Raw genomic sequence first — 16,379 nt, forward strand, 5'->3', positions numbered from 1 at the left:
CCGTAAACCGTTTATCAGTCAGTAGTGCGCGAGGTGGCGTGGGTCCGAACCGCGGTCCCGTTCCCGACGAGATACGCGATGGGCGCTCCGATGTAGTCGCCGTGTCGGCCGTCGTCGCCGTAGTAGGCCGCGCCCTGACAGAGAACCACGACTCGATAGCCGCCGCGCACGGCCTCGACCGATTCGACGCTACAGCCGACGGTAATCTCGTTCACGGTCTCACCGTCCATCGAGTTGTACATCCGGCGCTCCTCGTAGGCGACCGCGTATCGTTTCGCGGACTCCTCGGTCCACGTCTCCGGGGGGTCGGGCGGCGACTTCGGTCCGGGCGGGAGGTCGTGGCGTCTCCGCGGAAGCGTCGTCGGTGTCCGCTCGGTCGTCGGCGTCCTTCCGGGCGTAGCGGTCGGCGAGTCCGACCGTCGCTCGCCCGCACAGCCAGCGAGGAGACCCGCCACGGAACCGCACGAGAGCCGAAGAAACTGCCGTCTGGAGACGTTCACGGCCGAACGTTACCGCGGTATGGTAAGTGTTTTGTCGTCTCGTGAGTTATCGCTCGCGCTTGGCCTCCCTCCCCAGCGCTTCCTCGACCGCATCGACTTTCTCGTGCGCGCGTTGCTCGCGCGTGCGCTTGTCGTCTATCTTCAGGAACGTACTCACGCGGTCGCCGTCCACCGCTTCGTGGGCGGCCTGCGCCGCGGCGAACAGTTCGTCCACGGTTTCGGCCTCGACGACGGTCCCCATCGGATTGGTCTCGTAGGACACGTCGAAGTCGTCCAGCGCGGCGACGGCCTTCGCCACCTCGTCCGCCATGCTTCCCTCAACGACCGGAGCGACGCTCAGGAGTGCGATTGCGGTCATAGCGAGTGGACCGACACGAGCCAGTACCTTTGCGGTTTTGTCCTGCCGGTCGTAACTCCAGAGTACTATACGGAGACGTAGCTATGGAAAACGGAAAACCGAGAGAAGTGCGCTGGCGGGGATTTGAACCCCGGTTGCGACCATGGCAAGGTCACGTGATACCACTACACTACCAGCGCCCTGCGAGTGCATTTCCAAATAATGCCCGGTTACTAAATAAGGCTTGCGAATCGAGCTAGAATCGGGAGACGGTGACACGATTCAAGTCCCGATTTACGGGGCTACGGGCTTTGTGACGCGCCCCCACGGGTAGAACCAAAGCGGCACCCTTTTAAGAACCAAGCCGGTACGATTCGCTACAGTCTAGTGAGCGGGCGCCGAAGCGTCACGGTATGACCGTCAGCGTACTCGTTCCGTCATCCCTCGTCCGGGAAGCCGAGGACAAACGCGAGGCAACTCGCAAAATCGGCTACGTCGCCCGCGCGGCGACGGTGTTCCGGGCCGACCGCCTCGTGGTCTTTCCGGACCCCGACGGCGAACGGCACTGGGGTGGCGGGTTCGTAAGCACCGTGCTGGAATACGCCGCGACGCCGCCCTACCTCCGAAAGGAGGTATTCGGCAAGCGGGACGAACTGGAGTACGCGGGCGTCCTACCGCCGCTCCGCGCCCCCTCACTGACCGGCTCCGAATCCGAGGGTTCGGGGTCGTTAAGACAGGGAATCGTGACCGAGGTCGGACCTGAAGGGCGCGTTCGGGTCAATTGCGGACTGCAACACCCGATCTCCCTCGTCACTCCGTCAGAAATGACGGTCGGCGAGGGGGAGCGCGTTACCGTCAGGATCTCTTCGCGAAGTCCGGTCCGTGCGAAACTCGTAGACCCGCCCCCTTCGGGCTGGTCGGTGACGCGCACGGACCTTCCGGCGGCACTCGACCGCGACGACGCGGGCGTCCGAATCGCGACGTCCCGCCACGGGGTCGAAGTGACGACCCGGCGGCTGACCGACGTGGTCGGCCGCGTCGAACGCGACGGCATGACCGTGGCGTTCGGTTCACCGGGTCGTGGCCTGCCGGAGATACTCGACCTCCCCACCGACTCGCTGGCCGACGGACGGCCCGGCGACGACGGGGAGGACGAGGCGGACGCGGAGTCCGGAGTCGAACACGGCGCACCCAGCCGGTTCGACCTCTGGCTGAACGCGGTTCCGAATCAAGGCAGCGAGGTCGTGCGAACCGAAGAAGCGATGTTCGCCGCTCTCGCCTGCCTGAACCTCAAAGAGAAGTGATACGATGTCAGATACAAGCAGACCACGTAAAGGTTCGCTAGGGTTCGGCCCCCGCCAGCGCGCGACCAGTGAGGTGCCGCGCTTCAACTCGTGGCCCGACGGAGACGGCAGTCCGTCCCTTCAGGGCTTCGCGGGTTACAAGGCAGGCATGACCCACGTGGTGATGGTGAACGACGAATCCGATTCCCCGCGCGAGGGGATGGAGGAGACCGTTCCCGTCACCATCGTGGAGACGCCGCCGATGCGGGCAGTCGCTCTGCGAGCCTACGAAGACACGCCGTACGGCAAGAAGCCGCTGACGGAAGTGTGGGGCGATGACTTCCACGACCACCTCTCGCGCACGCTCGACGTGCCGGAGGACCACGACCCGGACGCCGCCGAGGACGAACTCCGCGCGGCGCTCGAAGACGGCGACATCGCCGACCTTCGGGTCGTCACCCACACCGTCCCCGACGAGGTTCCCAGCGTGCCGAAGAAGAAGCCCGACGTGATGGAGACTCGCGTCGGCGGCGGGTCGCTCGGCGACCGCGCCGACTTCGCGCTGGACCTCCTCGAAGACGGCGGGGAACACGACATGAACGACGTGTTCCGCGCAGGGGAGTACACCGACATCAGCGGCGTTACGAAAGGTAAAGGTACGCAGGGTCCCGTCAAGCGATGGGGCGTCCAGAAGCGGAAGGGCAAGCACGCCCGGCAGGGATGGCGACGACGGATCGGCAACCTCGGTCCGTGGAACCCCTCCCGCGTCCGCTCGACGGTTCCCCAACAGGGCCAGACCGGCTACCACCAGCGCACCGAACTCAACAAGCGCCTCATCGACATCGGTGAGGACGACGACATCAACGTCGACGGCGGCTTCGTCAACTACGGCGAAGTCGAGGGTTCGTACGCGCTGGTCAAGGGGTCGGCTCCCGGTCCGGACAAGCGGCTCCTGCGTTTCCGCCCGGCCATCCGGCCGAAAGACCAGCCGCGCCTCGACCCCGAGGTGCGCTACGTAAGCACCGAATCCAACCAGGGATAACATATGCAGGCAACTATCCGAAACCTCGACGGCGAGGAAGACGGCACGCTCGACCTGCCGGACGTCTTCTCGAAGACGGTCCGGCCGGACCTCATCAAGCGCGCCGTCCTCGCCGCGCAGGCAAACCGCAAGCAGGACTACGGCGCGGACGACTACGCCGGGATGCGAACCTCGGCGGAGTCGCCCGGCAGTGGTCGCGGGATGGCTCACGTCCCCCGAACGAACGGACAGGGCGCACGAGTGCCCCAGACCGTCGGGGGTCGCAAGGCCCACCCGCCGAAAGAAGAGAAGGACCGCTCGCTCGACATCAACACGAAGGAGCGCAAGAAGGCGGTTCGCTCGGCCGTCGCCGCGACGGCCGACGCCGACCTCGTGGCCGAGCGCGGCCACCGCTTCGACGAGGACCTCGACCTGCCGCTCGTCGTGAGCGACGACTTCGAGGAGCTCGTGAAGACGAAGGAAGTCGTCTCGTTCCTCGAAGCGGTCGGCGCGGACGCCGACATCGAGCGCGCCGAGGAGAACAAGTCGGTCCGAGCAGGCCGCGGGACCACGCGTGGGCGTAAGTACAAGACGCCCAAGTCGGTCCTGTTCGTGACCAGCGACGAACCCTCGAAGGCCGCCCGCAACCTCGCGGGCGCCGACGTGGCGACGGCGCAGGAACTCAACGCCGAGGACCTCGCGCCCGGCGCGCATCCCGGCCGACTCACCGTCTGGACGGAGAGTGCCGTCGAGGAGGTGGCCGACCGATGAGCGTCATCGAGTACCCGTGGGTCACGGAGAAGGCGATGAACCAGATGGACTTCGACAACAAGCTCCAGTTCGTCGTGGACCTCGACGCCGAGAAGCCCGAGATCCGCGACGAGATCGAAGAGCAGTACGAAGTCACCATCGAGAAGATCAACACGCAGGTCACCATGAACGGCGACAAGAAGGCCACGGTGACGCTTTCGGAGGACGACGACGCCCAAGAAGTCGCCTCTCGAATCGGGGTGTTCTGACACATGGGACGACGAATCCAAGGACAGCGACGCGGGCGTGGCGGACCGACGTTCCGCGCTCCGTCGCACCGATACAAGGCGGACCTCACACACAAGAAGCCCGAAGACGTCGATACCGTCTCCGGCACGGTCGTGGACATCGAACACGACCCGGCCCGGAGCGCGCCGGTCGCGGCCGTCGAGTTCGAGGACGGCGACCAGCGTCTCATCCTCGTGCCCGAAGGCGTCGGCGTCGGCGAGGAGATTCAGGTCGGCGTCAGCGCCGAGATCAAGGAGGGCAACACCCTGCCGCTGGCCGAGATTCCGGAAGGAGTCCCGGTCTGTAACGTCGAGCGCCAGCCCGGCGACGGCGGGAAGTTCGCTCGCGCCTCCGGCGTGAGCGCGAACCTCGTCACGCACGACCGCAAGGCCGCGGTCGTCGAGCTTCCGAGCGGCGAGGTCAAGCGCCTCTCGCCCGACTGTCGGGCGACCATCGGCGTGGTCGCCGGTGGCGGCCGGACCGAGAAGCCCCACGTCAAAGCGGGGAACAAGTACCACAAGATGAAAGCGCGCGGCACCAAGTGGCCGAACGTTCGCGGCGTGGCGATGAACGCCGTAGACCACCCGTTCGGTGGCGGTGGCCGCCAGCACCCCGGCAAGCCGAAATCCGTCTCGCGCAACGCGCCGCCGGGACGGAAGGTCGGGGACATCTCGTCTCGCCGAACGGGACGAGGAGGCAACTGACATGAGCGAAGGCGAATACCGAACCGGCCGCGATGGTGAGTTCACCTTCCGCGGTCATGACCTCGACGAACTGCAGGACATGAGTCTTGAGGAAGTCGCGGAACTGCTTCCCGCACGCCAGCGGCGAACCATCGAGCGCGGTCTGTCCACCGAGCAGGAGAAACTGCTCGAAAAGGCCCGCGAGGCGACCGAGGAAGGCTCGGCCAACGACCCGATTCGGACTCACCTCCGGAACATGCCGATTCTGCCCGAGTTCGTCGGGAAGACGTTCGCCGTCTACGACGGCCAGAGCTTCGAGCGCGTCTACGTCGAGCCCGAGATGCTCGGTCACTACCTCGGCGAGTTCCAGCTGACGCGCAAGTCGGTCGAACACGGACAGGCCGGTATCGGCGCGACCCGCTCCTCGAAGTTCGTGCCACTCAAGTAAACCATGGGAATCAGCTACAGCGTCGAGACCGACCCGGACACCACCGCCAAGGGGATGCTCCGGGAGCGGCACATGAGCCACAAGCACAGCAAAGCCATCGCCCGCGAGATCAAGGGCATGACCGCGGCGGACGCCACGGAGTACCTGCAGGCGGTCATCGACGGCGAGCGGTCGGTGCCGTTCAAGCAGCACAACAGCGGCGTCGGCCACCGTAGCGACATCGACGGCTGGGACGCCGGTCGCTACCCCGAGAAGGCCAGCGAGGCCTTCCTCGACCTCATCACGAACGTCGTCAACAACGCCGACGAGCAGGGCTTCGACGGCGAGTCGATGGAGATCATGCACGTCGCCGCCCACAAGATCGGCGAGGTGCAGGGCCGCAAGCCCCGAGCGATGGGGCGAGCGAGCGCGTGGAACACGCCGGAAGTAGACGTCGAACTCGTACTCGAGGAGGTTGAAGAATAATGGCAGACGAACAGCAGTTCATTCACGACGGACTCCAGCGCTCGCAGATAGACGAGTTCTTCTCCGACGAACTCGGTCGCGCGGGCTACGGCGGCATGGACGTCGCCAAGACCCCGATGGGCACTCAGATCGTCCTCAAGGCCGAGAAGCCCGGTATGGTCATCGGCAAGGGCGGGAAGAACATCCGGAAGATTACCACGCAGCTCGAAGAGCGGTTCGACCTCGAAGACCCGCAGATCGACGTGCAGGAAGTCGACGAGCCGGACCTCAACGCCCGCATCGTCGCGGACCGACTCGCCAACGCACTCGAACGCGGCTGGTACTTCCGGAAAGCCGGACACACCACCATCGACCGCATCATGGACGCCGGTGCCCTCGGTGCCGAGATCGTCCTCTCGGGCAAGGTCACGGGCGCTCGCTCGCGCGTCGAGAAGTTCAACCGCGGCTACATCAAGCACAACGGCGAACCCGCCGAGAACATCGTCGACCACGGACAGGGCGTCGCCGTCCTGAAGCTCGGCACCATCGGCGTGGACGTGAAGATCATCCCGCCGAACGCCAAGCTCCCCGACGACTTCGACATCGAAGAGGACGCGAACCCCGAGGAGATCGTCCCCGAAGCCGTCGAGGCCAACGAGCAGGCCGGCGTCGAGGAACTCCTCGAAGAGCCGACCGACGAGGAACTCGAAGAGCTTCGTGAGGACGAGTCGGCCGACGAAGAAGCCGCCGAACCCGGCGAAGAGGACCTCGACGAGGAAGTCGTCGAAGAGGTCATCGAGGACGAGACCCAGAGCGACTCGGAGGAGTCGGCCGAGGAGGCCGAGTCCGAGCAGCCCGTCGAGGAGGAACTCGACGAGCTCGAAGAGGAAGTCGAGCAGGAAGCCGAGGACCTCATGGACGAGATGGAAGACGAGGAGAGCGAATCCGAGGAGGGTGAGGAATAATGGCGATTCTTCACACCGAGGAGATCCGCGACATGACTCCCGCAGAACGCGAGTCGGAGCTGGAAGACCTCGAAACCGAACTCCTCAACGCGAAGGCCGTGAAGGCCGCCGGTGGCGCGCCGGAGGACCCCGGCCGATTCAAGGAGCTTCGCCGGACCATCGCGCGAATCAAGACGATTCAGCGCGAGGAAGGCGACCTGGACGAAGCAGACGAAGAATAACCGCACATGCCACTCACACCCGAGACACTGACGCGACACGAACTCAACGGACTCCACGTCCGCGTCGCCGACGCGCCGAACCCGGACCTCGTGGGAATCGAGGGCCGGGTCGTCGCCGAGACGCAGGGCACGTTGAGCGTCGCGTCGGACTCTCGGGTGCGGCAGGTGCCCAAAGAGGGCTCGACATTCGAGTTCGCGCTCACAGATGAACCCGCCGGGGTCGAGAAGGCTCCGGGGACCGCGTCCAAACTTGCATCGGAAACTGCCGGAGTCCAATCCGGTCAGTCTGGTGCTGTCTCCGAACCACGTTCGGAGGGCTGTCAGGCTTCGTCTGACTGCACCTCCGAGGGGCACTCGGAGGCCCATCGGACCTCGTCCGATGGTAGCGAGGGCGTGGCCTACGTTACGGTGGATGGCGCGCGGCTGCTCTCACGACCCGAATTGCGCACCGAAAACGCAGGTGAACCAACATGGCAACAGGACTGAACGTATCAGAGCCGGAAGGGACCTGCTCCGACGAGAACTGTCCGTTCCACGGAACGCTGTCCGTGCGCGGTCAGACGCTCGAAGGAGAGGTCGCTTCCACAGACATGGACAAAACCGTGATCGTCGAGCGAGAGTACGACGTTCCGGTTCCGAAGTACGACCGGTACATGAAGCGCCGGTCCCGAGTCCCGGCACACCACCCGGACTGCATGGAACTGGAAGTCGGCGACACGGTTCGTATCGCAGAGACCCGACCGCTTTCGAAAACGAAGAGCCACGTCGTCGTCGAGCAGTTCGAGACGACGCGGAGCTTCGGCGCGGGCGGAACAGAACAACAAGACGAAACGGAGGGCGAGGAGTAATGGAAGCGCTCAAAGCCGACGTGACGCAGGGCCTCTCGAAGGGTTCACTGCTGACGTGCGCCGACAACACCGGCGCGCGCGAACTCAAGCTCATCAGCGTCTCCGGCTACTCGGGCACCAAGAGCCGACACCCGAAGGCGGGCATCGGTGACAAAGTGACCGTCTCGGTCACGAAGGGTACCCCCGAGATGCGACGACAGGTGCTGGAGGCAGTCATCGTCCGCCAGCGCAAGTCCATCCGTCGTCCCGACGGCACCCGCGTCAAGTTCGAAGACAACGCGGCCGTCATCATCGACGACGTCGAGGAACCGCGCGGGACCGAGATCAAGGGTCCCATCGCGCGGGAAGTCGCAGAGCGGTTCGGAAGCATCGCAAGCACCGCTACGATGATAGTATGACTCAGCAACCACGCAAACAACGAAACCAGACCGAGCGCGCCTCGCTCCACGAGCGACACGAGCAGGTCAAGGCGACGCTCGCCGACGACCTCCGCGAGGAGTTCGACACCCGCAGCGTCCGCGTCAACGCGGGCGACACCGTCGAGGTGATGCGCGGGGACTTCGCCGGCGAGGAAGGCGAGGTCATCGACGTAGACCTCCGCGACGCGGTCGTTCACGTCGAGGACGTGACCGTCGAGAAGGCCGACGGCGAGGAAGTGCCCCGGCCGCTCGACGCGAGCAATCTCAAAGTCACCGACCTCGACCTCGAAGACGACCTGCGCGAGGAGCGCCTCCGAGGTGAGAACGAATGACGAAACACCAGAAGCGACTCTCAGTTCCGAAGTCCTGGCCGGTCGAGCGCAAGACCGAAACCTTCACCGTGAAGGCCGACTCCGGCCCCCACGGCGAGGACGGCGTACCCCTCATCATCCTGCTGCGGGACGTGCTGGGCTACGTCCAGTCCCGGAAGGAAGCGCGGTACGCCCTCGACCAAGGCAACGTGCTGGTCAACGGCGACGAGAACGTCGCCGAGGACCGACCCATCGGGATGTTCGACATCCTCGCGTTCACCGAGCGCGACGAGCACTACCGCGTCTTCCCCGACGAAGGCGGTCGCCTCGCGCTGAGCGAGATCGACGCCGACGCCGCCGAGAGCAAACTCGGCAAAATCGAGGACAAGACGAAGGTCTCGGGCGGTCGCACCCAGCTCAACCTCCACGACGGGCAGAACATCCTCGTCGAGGACGACGAGTACAGCGCGGGCGACTCCATCGTCGTCAGCAACGACGACAGCGAGGTCGTCGCGCACTTCCCCTACGAGGAAGGCAGTCTCGTGACCGCGGTCCGCGGTTCGCACGCGGGCGACATCGGCGAAGTCACCGAGATTCTGGTGACGCCGGGTAGCGGTTCGAACAGCGTCGTGGTCGAGACCGACGACGGCAGCTTCGAGACGGTCGAAGAGTACGTCGTCGTCATCGACGAGAACTTCGTCGGCGGCGACGATACCGGAGGTGACGACGAATGAGCGAAGCGGAAAGCGAGTTCCACGAGATGCGCGAACCCACCGTCGAGAAGGTCGTCGTCCACATGGGCGTCGGCGAAGGTGGCCGCGAACTCGCGGACGCCGAGGACATCCTCGAAAGCGTGACGGGCCAGCAGAGCGTGCGGACGCTGGCCAAGTCCACCAAGCCCGAGTTCGGCATCCGTCAGGGCGACCCCATCGGCGCGAAGGTCACCCTGCGCGACGACGAGGCTCAGGAGTTCCTCCAGAAGGCGCTGCCGCTGGCCGACATCGCGGCTCGTCAGTTCGACGAGACCGGGAACTTCAGCTTCGGCGTCGAGGAACACACCGAGTTCCCGAGCCAAGAGTACGACCCGAACGTCGGCATCTACGGTCTCGACGTGACGGTCAACCTCGTCCGGCCGGGCTACCGAATCAGCAAGCGCGACAAGGTCACGCGGTCGGTCCCCTCGGCCCACAAGCTGGACGCCGAGGACGCCATCGCGTACCTCGAATCGAACTTCGACGTGGAGGTGCAACGATGAGTGAAAGCGAGATAGACGCCGAGACGACTGGGGAACACGCCGCCAAGCGCACCGGGCAGACGGACGAGTGCCAGCGCTGCGGTCGCAAGCAGGGTCTCGTCGGCAAGTACGACATCAACCTGTGTCGGCAGTGTTTCCGCGAAGTCGCCCGAAGCATGGGCTTCAAGAAGTATCGATAATCATGGCAGGAAACGATCCGCTGGCCAACGCGCTCTCGGGCATCGACAACGCCGAGAGCGTCGGCCATCTGGACCACAACGTACAGCCCGCCTCGAACGAGATCGGCAGCGTACTCGAAGTCTTCTACGACCGCGGGTACATCGACGGCTTCGAGTTCGTCGACGACGGCAAGGCCGGTCAGTTCGAGGTCGAACTGAAAGGCGCCATCAACGAGTGCGGCGCGGTCAAGCCCCGGTACTCCGCCGGGTCCGACGAGTTCGAGAAGTGGGAGAAGCGGTTCCTCCCCGCCCGTGACTACGGGGCGCTCGTCGTCACGACCAGCCGCGGCGTCATGAGCCACTACGAGGCCCGCGAAGAGGGCGTCGGTGGTCAGGTCATCGCGTACGTCTACTAACAATGGCACGAACAGAACTCGAAATTCCGGACGACGTGACCGCGGAGATGGACCACCTCGAACTCACCGTCGAGGGGCCGGAGGGTGCCGTCACGCGACGCCTCTGGTATCCCGACGTGTCCGTGAGCGCCGAGGACGCCTCGGTGGTCATCGAGAGCGAGGAGGAAGACGCCAAGACCAACGCGACCGTGGGCACGTTCGAGAGCCACGTTCGCAACATGTTCCACGGCGTGACCGAGGGCTGGGAGTACACCATGGAGGTGTTCTACTCCCACTTCCCGATGCAGGTCCGCGCCGAGAACGGCGAGGTCGTCATCGAGAACTTCCTCGGCGAGAAGGCTCCTCGAACCACCAATATTCACGGCGATACGACCGTCGACGTGGACGACGAGGTCCTCCACCTGAGCGGCCCGAGCATCGAGGACGTCGGCCAGACGGCCGCGGACATCGAACAGCTCACCCGCGTGCAGGACAAGGACACCCGCGTCTTCCAAGACGGCGTCTACATCACCGAGAAGCCCCAGACTGGAGGTGTCTAACGAATGGCAGACGAAAACGACGAACCCCAATCGCTCGAAGACGTAAGCGGGGTCGGCCCGAGCAAGGCCGACGCGCTCCGCGACGCAGGCTTCGAGTCCGTACAGGACGTGAAGGCCGCGAGTCAAGACGACCTCGCGGAGGTCGAAGGCATCGGGAACGCCCTCGCCGCCCGCATCAAGGCGGACGTTGGCGGTCTCGAAGTCGAAGAGGAGACCGAGGCCGAAATCGAAGAGGAAGAGCCGGAGGAACCGGAAGCCGAGACCGAGGAGGAGGTCGAGACCGAACTCCAGCCTCGCGGGCTGGTCGACAAGACCCCCGACCTCAGCGAGCGCGAGGAGGAACTCCTCACGCAGCGCAAACGCGTCGGCAAGCCGCAGTTCAACCGGCAGGACTACCACAAGAAGAAGCGGACGCCGACCTCGTGGCGACGCCCGCGCGGTCAGCTCTCGAAGCAGCGCCGCGGCATCAAGGGCAAGGGCGACACGGTTCAGGCCGGCTTCCGGACGCCCAAGGAGGTGCGCGGCAAGCACCCCAGCGGCTTCGAGGAGGTCCGCGTCCACAACACCGACGACCTCGAAGGCGTGGACGGCGACACGGAAGCGGTCCGCATCGCCTCGAAGGTCGGCGCTCGCAAGCGCGAGCGCATCGAGGAACAGGCCGAAGAACAGGGCATCCGCGTTCTGAACCCGACCTACGTCGAAGTGGAGGTTGAAGAATGAGCGACCTGAGCGCACAGAAGCGACTCGCCTCGGACGTCCTCGACGTCGGCGAGAACCGTGTCTGGTTCGACCCCGAAGCGCAGGGAGCTATCGCGGAGGCGATTACTCGCGAAGACATCCGCGAACTCGTCGACGAGGGCTCCATCAAAGCGAAAGACGCGAAGGGCAACTCCCGCGGCCGCGCTCGCAAGCGCAAGGCCAAGCGCGACTACGGTCACCAGACCGGCGCCGGCACCCGCAAAGGGAAGTCGGGCGGTCGCCAGCAGCGGAAGGAACAGTGGCAACAGACGATTCGCGCGCAGCGAACGAAGCTCCGCGAACTTCGTGCCGAAGGCGAAATCACGCAGTCGCAGTACCGCGACCTGTACGACAAGGCCAAGGGCGGGGAGTTCCGTAGCGTCCAGTACCTGCTGAACTACATCGAGAGTAACTACTAACAATGGCAACAGGACCACGATACACGGTGCCGATGCGCCGTCGCCGCGAGGTCCGGACTGACTACCATCAGAGGTTGCGCCTGCTGAAATCGGGCAAGCCCCGGCTTGTCGCTCGCAAGAGCAACAAGCACGTCAGGGCGCAGCTGGTCACGATGGGTCCAGACGGCGACGAGACGGTTGCGAGTGCGTACTCCGGCGACCTCGAAGAGTACGGCTGGGAAGCCCCCACGGGCAACCTCCCCAGCGCGTACCTGACGGGGCTGCTGGCCGGGAAGCGCGCGCTCGACGCCGGATACGAGGAAGCGGTCCTCGACATCGGTCTCAACACCGCGACGCCCGGAGGAAAAGTATTCGCAGTGCAGGAAGGCGCAATCGACGCCGGCCTCGACATCCCCCACAACGACAGCGTGCTGGCCGAGTGGCCGCGCAACCGCGGCGAACACATCGCCGAGTACGCCGAGCAGTTGGACGAACCGCTGTACGGCGGGGATTTCGACGCCACCGAACTACCCGAGCACTTCGACGAAGTGCGAGAGAACCTCATGGAGGACTAACGTATGTGTGCTAACCACGACGGCTGGGAACCCCAGACCCGTCTCGGCCGCAAAGTCGCCGAGGGCGACATCGACACGATGGAGGACGCCCTCAACTCCGGGCTCCCGCTGAAGGAGCCGGAGCTGGTCGATCAGCTGCTGCCGGGACTGGAGGACGAGGTGCTGGACATCAATATGGTCCAGCGCATGACCGACTCCGGTCGCCGCGTGAAGTTCCGCTGCGTCGTCGCCATCGGCAACCGCGACGGCTACGTCGGCTACGCCGAGGGCCGCGACGACCAAGTCGGCGGTGCCATCCAGAAGGCCATCGACATCGCCAAGCTGAACATGATTCGAGTCAACCGCGGCGCGGGGTCGTGGGAGGACCGAAGCGAACGACCGCACTCGCTGGCTCGCCGGACGAAAGGCAAGGCAGGCAGCGTCGAGGTCGAACTGATTCCGGCCCCGACCGGGCTGGGTCTCGCGGCGACCGACACCGTCCGTAAGATTCTGGAACTGGGCGGCGTCGAGAACGCGTGGACCAAGAGCCACGGCAACACCCGGACGACGCTCAACCTCGCCAAGGCAACGTACAACGCCTTGGAGAACGCAGCCGAGTCCCGCGGTCCGCGGGGCCGAACCGACTTCAGCGAGGAGGTGGCCGAGTGATGAAGGCAGTCGTTCAGATTCGCGGCGAAGTCGACATGACCGGCACGACGCAGGACACGCTGAAGATGCTGAACCTGCACCGCGTCAACCACTGCACGCTCGTCCCGGACACCGACGCCTACCGCGGGATGATCACGAAGGTCAACGACTACACCGCGTACGGCGAACCCAGCCAAGACGTGCTGGAGACGGTGCTCCGCAAGCGCGCCGAACCCGAAGAGGGCGACGCCCAAATCGACGACGAGTGGGTCGCGGACAACACCGACTACGACGACGTGAGCGACCTCGCGGCCGCACTGCTGGACGAGGAGACGACGCTGCGCGAGCAGGGTCTCTCCCCGGTCCTTCGGCTGCACCCGCCGCGCGGCGGTCACGACGGCATCAAGCACCCGACCAATGAGGGCGGGCAACTCGGCAAGCACGAGACCGAGGAAATCGACTCGCTCCTGAAGGCGATGCGATAACCATGACGGACAAGAAACGACGACAGCGCGGCTCCCGCACGCACGGCGGCGGTAGTCACAAGAACCGGCGCGGTGCCGGTCACCGCGGCGGTCGCGGACGCGCGGGTCGCGCCAAACACGAGTTCCACAACTACGAACCGCTCGGCAAGCACGGCTTCTCCCGACCGGACAAGGTTCAGGACGAGGTCCTGACCGTCACGGTCCAGAAGCTCGACGAGGACGCGGCCCTGCTGGCCGCCGACGGCGACGCCGAGGAGACCGACTTCGGTTACCGCCTCGACGCCCGCGACGTCGTCGAGGACGGCTGGGAGGCCGACGCCGTAAAGGTGCTCGGCGACGGGCAGGTCCGCAACCAGCTCGAAGTCACGGCCGACGCCTTCTCCGCGAGCGCGGTCGAACTCATCGAGGAAGAGGGCGGCGACGCCGTCCTGAGCGACCGCGCCGAGGAAGCCGACGACGAAGAAGCCGACGAGTCGGACGACGAGTAGTCGCGTTCCGCGCGGATTTTCGTTTTCGTTCTTTCGTGTCGTCACCGTCCGCGAGCCGACGGTGGCGAACTGAGTGAAACGCTTATAACTCCCCCTCTTCAATACGCACTATGACGTACGATACCGTCGTCTTCGACAACGACGGTGTCCTCGTCGGCCGGACGAGCTTCGAAGTCCTCCGCGATGCGACCCTGCGGACGTTCGAGAAGTTCGACGTGACCGACCCGGACCCCGATCACATCGACGACATGACCGTTGGGGCGACTCCAAGTCGCGTCAACGAGATCTGCACCGAGTACGACCTCACGCCGAAGACGTTCTGGAAGGCGCTTGACAGCACCTCCTCGCGCGCCCAGCAGATGGAGGCCCGCGAGGGGCGCAAGACGCCCTACGACGACATCCACACGCTCGCGGACTTGGACGCCTCGATGGGCATCGTCTCCTCGAACCAGCAGGAGACGGTGGACTTCCTCATCGAACACTTCGAGGTGGACCACCTCTTCGACACCGCGTACGGTCGCGAGGCGACCATCGAGAGCCTCGACCGTCGCAAGCCCAACTCCCACTACATCGACCGGGCGCTGGCCGACTTGGACGCCGACTCGGCGCTGTTCGTCGGCGACAACGAGTCGGACATCCGGGCCGCCGAGAACGCGGGCATCGACTCGGCGTTCATCCGGCGACCCCACCGCACGGACTGGGACCTGAACGTCTGGCCGACGTGGGACATCGAGTGTCTCGACGACCTCCACCGCATCTGTAGCGCCTGAGCCTCGTCGCCGACCTCGCTCGTGAGGCGGGTCGGCGAGAGCTATCAGTAGCGTTCGCCGACCCGCCCGTCGTCGCCGACGAGCAGGTCGTCGTCGGCCACCCCGAGTCGCTTGCCCGCAGTTTCGACCTCGTCGTCGGCCCGGCGGAGCCGTCCGGCCGCCCCGAGACCGAACCGCGGCATGTCGTTGTAGAGGCTCTCGTAGTCGTCGCCCTCGACCACGTACGTCTCGTGGAAGATGCCGACGTCGCCGGTCCCGGCGCTCGACTCGTTGTACGACGCCCACGCCGGGACGTGTTCCCGGTCGAGGTCCCGCGCGTAGGCTCGAAGCTCCTCGAAGGAGTCCCAATACTGCACCGAGACGAGGAGTCGCCATCCGAACAGGCTCTCGTGGTGTAGGAGACCGGACTCCGGGTCGGCGTCGAGTTCCCGGAGCATCCGGGGCATCGCCGCCGCCACCGGGAGCCACTTGTGGACCTTCCAGAGTCGGTTGAGGCGCATCCCGATGACGAACACGACGAACTCGCCGTCCAGTTGCGCAGTCGTTCGTTCGGCGCGGATTCGGCCATCGTCGGGCGTCTCGCGAGACGAATCGGTCATACACGGGGATTTATGCCGCTGGTCGATAGAGTTTGCACCAACATGTTGGGGACGGCGCGACGGAACGACGCGACGGCGAGCGGGGAGTCGCCGTGATTCGAGCGCGGTTCCGGATGGCGCTCCCCGAGGACGTTTGGATTTCGACGGTCTCGCGGTCGTTCCCGGACGCGACGTTTCGACTGCTCACCGGCGTTCCGGTCGAAGACCGAGCGATGGAACTGGGCGAAATCGTCGGCGACGAGGCGGTGTCGGCGAGCGAGGCGATTCGGTCCCACTCAGACGTCGTCGCGTACGACCCGCTCTACACCGCCGACGAGCGCACGCTCGCCCAGTACGAAGCGACCGACCAGCGACTCTACGACTTTCTGGGCCGGTCGTCGCTCCCGCCGGAGTTTCCGGTCGTCGTCACCGACGGGCGCTTCGAGTTCGACCTGACCGCGACCCGCGAGCAGTTCGAGGCGGTCGGAACCGCGCTGGACGAGAGTGCCTTCGACTACGACCTCTTGTCGGTGGTCGAGACCGACGACCAGACGGACAGTCGGACCGACCGAGAGGGCGGGCTAACCGGCCACGGCACCCTATTGACCGACCGCCAGCGAGAGTGTCTCGACGCCGCGCTCCGCAAGGGTTACTTCGAGGTGCCTCGCGAGTGTACGCTGGCCGACCTCGCGGAGACACTGGAAATCGACAAGTCCACCGCGAGCGAGATACTGCGCCGCGGCGAGCGTCGGATTCTCGGAGCGGTCCTCCTCGGGAACGACTGATGGCGAGAGCGCGCGAGCCCCGGACGTTGAGCCACGGCGTCACGAGAGT

29 protein-coding genes and 1 tRNA gene are annotated in these 16,379 nt (G+C 65.4%); 26 read left to right on the top strand and 4 right to left on the bottom strand.

Annotated features, from left to right (window positions below):
* Positions 1-14 precede the first annotated feature (14 nt).
* The 3 genes from M0R88_RS02725 to M0R88_RS02735 form a co-directional block, all read right to left on the bottom strand.
* Positions 15-500: a hypothetical protein gene (locus M0R88_RS02725; protein ID WP_248655430.1), complete on the bottom strand. Its 486-nt coding sequence runs from the start codon at positions 498-500 to the stop codon at positions 15-17.
* Positions 501-546: 46 nt separating this feature from the next.
* Positions 547-858, bottom strand: a complete 312-nt coding sequence (locus M0R88_RS02730; RefSeq protein WP_248655431.1) for an MTH1187 family thiamine-binding protein — start codon at positions 856-858, stop codon at positions 547-549.
* Between the two features lie 108 nt (positions 859-966).
* Positions 967-1,037 (bottom strand) — tRNA-Gly (locus tag M0R88_RS02735).
* Positions 1,038-1,250: 213 nt separating this feature from the next.
* Here M0R88_RS02735 and M0R88_RS02740 point away from each other — a divergent pair.
* The 25 genes from M0R88_RS02740 to M0R88_RS02860 all read left to right on the top strand — a co-directional run bounded on the left by M0R88_RS02740 (position 1,251) and on the right by M0R88_RS02860 (position 14,967).
* Complete coding sequence (locus tag M0R88_RS02740; RefSeq protein WP_248655432.1) at positions 1,251-2,141, top strand: putative RNA uridine N3 methyltransferase; 891 nt, start codon at positions 1,251-1,253, stop codon at positions 2,139-2,141.
* A gap of 4 nt (positions 2,142-2,145) precedes the next feature.
* Positions 2,146-3,162 carry a 50S ribosomal protein L3 gene (locus M0R88_RS02745; protein WP_248655433.1) on the top strand — a complete coding sequence of 339 codons (1,017 nt, stop codon included), beginning with the start codon at positions 2,146-2,148 and terminating at the stop codon, positions 3,160-3,162.
* A gap of 3 nt (positions 3,163-3,165) precedes the next feature.
* Positions 3,166-3,912: a 50S ribosomal protein L4 gene (rpl4p, locus tag M0R88_RS02750; RefSeq protein WP_248655434.1), complete on the top strand. Its 747-nt coding sequence runs from the start codon at positions 3,166-3,168 to the stop codon at positions 3,910-3,912.
* Positions 3,909-4,160 (top strand): 50S ribosomal protein L23, encoded by a 252-nt coding sequence (locus M0R88_RS02755; protein ID WP_135853181.1) that lies wholly within the window; start codon positions 3,909-3,911, stop codon positions 4,158-4,160. Before rpl4p ends, M0R88_RS02755 begins: the two co-directional genes overlap by 4 nt.
* A 3-nt stretch (positions 4,161-4,163) precedes the next feature.
* Entirely contained in the window at positions 4,164-4,883 is a 720-nt protein-coding gene (locus tag M0R88_RS02760; protein ID WP_248655435.1) for a 50S ribosomal protein L2, read from the top strand.
* A 1-nt stretch (position 4,884) separates the two neighbouring features.
* Positions 4,885-5,310: a 30S ribosomal protein S19 gene (locus tag M0R88_RS02765; protein ID WP_248655436.1), complete on the top strand. Its 426-nt coding sequence runs from the start codon at positions 4,885-4,887 to the stop codon at positions 5,308-5,310.
* Between the two features lie 3 nt (positions 5,311-5,313).
* Positions 5,314-5,775, top strand: a complete 462-nt coding sequence (locus M0R88_RS02770; protein WP_248655437.1) for a 50S ribosomal protein L22 — start codon at positions 5,314-5,316, stop codon at positions 5,773-5,775.
* Positions 5,775-6,719 (top strand): 30S ribosomal protein S3, encoded by a 945-nt coding sequence (locus M0R88_RS02775; RefSeq protein WP_248655438.1) that lies wholly within the window; start codon positions 5,775-5,777, stop codon positions 6,717-6,719. The genes M0R88_RS02770 and M0R88_RS02775 overlap by 1 nt, the downstream gene beginning before the upstream one ends.
* Positions 6,719-6,940, top strand: coding sequence for a 50S ribosomal protein L29 (gene rpmC, locus M0R88_RS02780; RefSeq protein ID WP_248655439.1), 222 nt, complete (start codon positions 6,719-6,721; stop codon positions 6,938-6,940). The genes M0R88_RS02775 and rpmC overlap by 1 nt, the downstream gene beginning before the upstream one ends.
* Positions 6,941-6,946: 6 nt before the next feature.
* Positions 6,947-7,426 (top strand): ribonuclease P protein component 1, encoded by a 480-nt coding sequence (locus M0R88_RS02785; protein WP_248655440.1) that lies wholly within the window; start codon positions 6,947-6,949, stop codon positions 7,424-7,426.
* On the top strand, positions 7,411-7,788 hold the full coding sequence (locus M0R88_RS02790) for a 30S ribosomal protein S17 (protein WP_248655441.1): 378 nt from the start codon (positions 7,411-7,413) through the stop codon (positions 7,786-7,788). Before M0R88_RS02785 ends, M0R88_RS02790 begins: the two co-directional genes overlap by 16 nt.
* The gene (locus M0R88_RS02795; protein ID WP_248655442.1) at positions 7,788-8,186 is read left to right on the top strand and encodes a 50S ribosomal protein L14; all 399 of its coding nucleotides are present in this window, start codon (positions 7,788-7,790) and stop codon (positions 8,184-8,186) included. The genes M0R88_RS02790 and M0R88_RS02795 overlap by 1 nt, the downstream gene beginning before the upstream one ends.
* Positions 8,183-8,539 carry a 50S ribosomal protein L24 gene (rplX, locus tag M0R88_RS02800; RefSeq protein WP_248655443.1) on the top strand — a complete coding sequence of 119 codons (357 nt, stop codon included), beginning with the start codon at positions 8,183-8,185 and terminating at the stop codon, positions 8,537-8,539. The genes M0R88_RS02795 and rplX overlap by 4 nt, the downstream gene beginning before the upstream one ends.
* A complete protein-coding gene (locus M0R88_RS02805; protein WP_248655444.1) occupies positions 8,536-9,252 on the top strand; it encodes a 30S ribosomal protein S4e in 717 nt (238 codons plus the stop codon). The genes rplX and M0R88_RS02805 overlap by 4 nt, the downstream gene beginning before the upstream one ends.
* Complete coding sequence (locus M0R88_RS02810; protein WP_248655445.1) at positions 9,249-9,773, top strand: 50S ribosomal protein L5; 525 nt, start codon at positions 9,249-9,251, stop codon at positions 9,771-9,773. Before M0R88_RS02805 ends, M0R88_RS02810 begins: the two co-directional genes overlap by 4 nt.
* The gene (locus M0R88_RS02815; protein WP_248655446.1) at positions 9,770-9,952 is read left to right on the top strand and encodes a 30S ribosomal protein S14; all 183 of its coding nucleotides are present in this window, start codon (positions 9,770-9,772) and stop codon (positions 9,950-9,952) included. The genes M0R88_RS02810 and M0R88_RS02815 overlap by 4 nt, the downstream gene beginning before the upstream one ends.
* Before the next feature lie 2 nt (positions 9,953-9,954).
* The gene (locus M0R88_RS02820; RefSeq protein WP_248655447.1) at positions 9,955-10,347 is read left to right on the top strand and encodes a 30S ribosomal protein S8; all 393 of its coding nucleotides are present in this window, start codon (positions 9,955-9,957) and stop codon (positions 10,345-10,347) included.
* Between the two features lie 2 nt (positions 10,348-10,349).
* The gene (locus M0R88_RS02825; protein WP_248655448.1) at positions 10,350-10,886 is read left to right on the top strand and encodes a 50S ribosomal protein L6; all 537 of its coding nucleotides are present in this window, start codon (positions 10,350-10,352) and stop codon (positions 10,884-10,886) included.
* Positions 10,887-10,889: 3 nt separating this feature from the next.
* Entirely contained in the window at positions 10,890-11,606 is a 717-nt protein-coding gene (locus tag M0R88_RS02830; RefSeq protein WP_248655449.1) for a 50S ribosomal protein L32e, read from the top strand.
* Positions 11,603-12,043, top strand: coding sequence for a 50S ribosomal protein L19e (locus tag M0R88_RS02835; protein ID WP_248655450.1), 441 nt, complete (start codon positions 11,603-11,605; stop codon positions 12,041-12,043). The genes M0R88_RS02830 and M0R88_RS02835 overlap by 4 nt, the downstream gene beginning before the upstream one ends.
* 2 nt (positions 12,044-12,045) lie before the next feature.
* Entirely contained in the window at positions 12,046-12,597 is a 552-nt protein-coding gene (locus tag M0R88_RS02840) for a 50S ribosomal protein L18 (protein WP_248655451.1), read from the top strand.
* Positions 12,598-12,600: 3 nt separating this feature from the next.
* Positions 12,601-13,245, top strand: a complete 645-nt coding sequence (locus M0R88_RS02845) for a 30S ribosomal protein S5 (protein WP_248655452.1) — start codon at positions 12,601-12,603, stop codon at positions 13,243-13,245.
* Positions 13,245-13,709 carry a 50S ribosomal protein L30 gene (gene rpmD, locus M0R88_RS02850; protein ID WP_248655453.1) on the top strand — a complete coding sequence of 155 codons (465 nt, stop codon included), beginning with the start codon at positions 13,245-13,247 and terminating at the stop codon, positions 13,707-13,709. The genes M0R88_RS02845 and rpmD overlap by 1 nt, the downstream gene beginning before the upstream one ends.
* Before the next feature lie 2 nt (positions 13,710-13,711).
* Complete coding sequence (locus M0R88_RS02855; RefSeq protein WP_248655454.1) at positions 13,712-14,197, top strand: uL15m family ribosomal protein; 486 nt, start codon at positions 13,712-13,714, stop codon at positions 14,195-14,197.
* 110 nt (positions 14,198-14,307) lie between these two features.
* On the top strand, positions 14,308-14,967 hold the full coding sequence (locus M0R88_RS02860) for an HAD family hydrolase (RefSeq protein WP_248655455.1): 660 nt from the start codon (positions 14,308-14,310) through the stop codon (positions 14,965-14,967).
* 44 nt (positions 14,968-15,011) lie between these two features.
* On the opposite strand, the gene M0R88_RS02865 is transcribed toward M0R88_RS02860, so the two are convergent.
* A complete protein-coding gene (locus M0R88_RS02865; RefSeq protein WP_248655456.1) occupies positions 15,012-15,566 on the bottom strand; it encodes a DUF4188 domain-containing protein in 555 nt (184 codons plus the stop codon).
* A 32-nt stretch (positions 15,567-15,598) separates the two neighbouring features.
* Here M0R88_RS02865 and M0R88_RS02870 point away from each other — a divergent pair, with 32 nt between their 5' ends.
* Positions 15,599-16,330 carry a helix-turn-helix domain-containing protein gene (locus M0R88_RS02870; protein WP_248655457.1) on the top strand — a complete coding sequence of 244 codons (732 nt, stop codon included), beginning with the start codon at positions 15,599-15,601 and terminating at the stop codon, positions 16,328-16,330.
* Positions 16,331-16,379 lie beyond the last annotated feature (49 nt).

The sequence above is a fragment of the Halorussus gelatinilyticus genome (assembly GCF_023238445.1).
In the GTDB taxonomy this organism is placed as follows: domain Archaea; phylum Halobacteriota; class Halobacteria; order Halobacteriales; family Haladaptataceae; genus Halorussus; species Halorussus gelatinilyticus.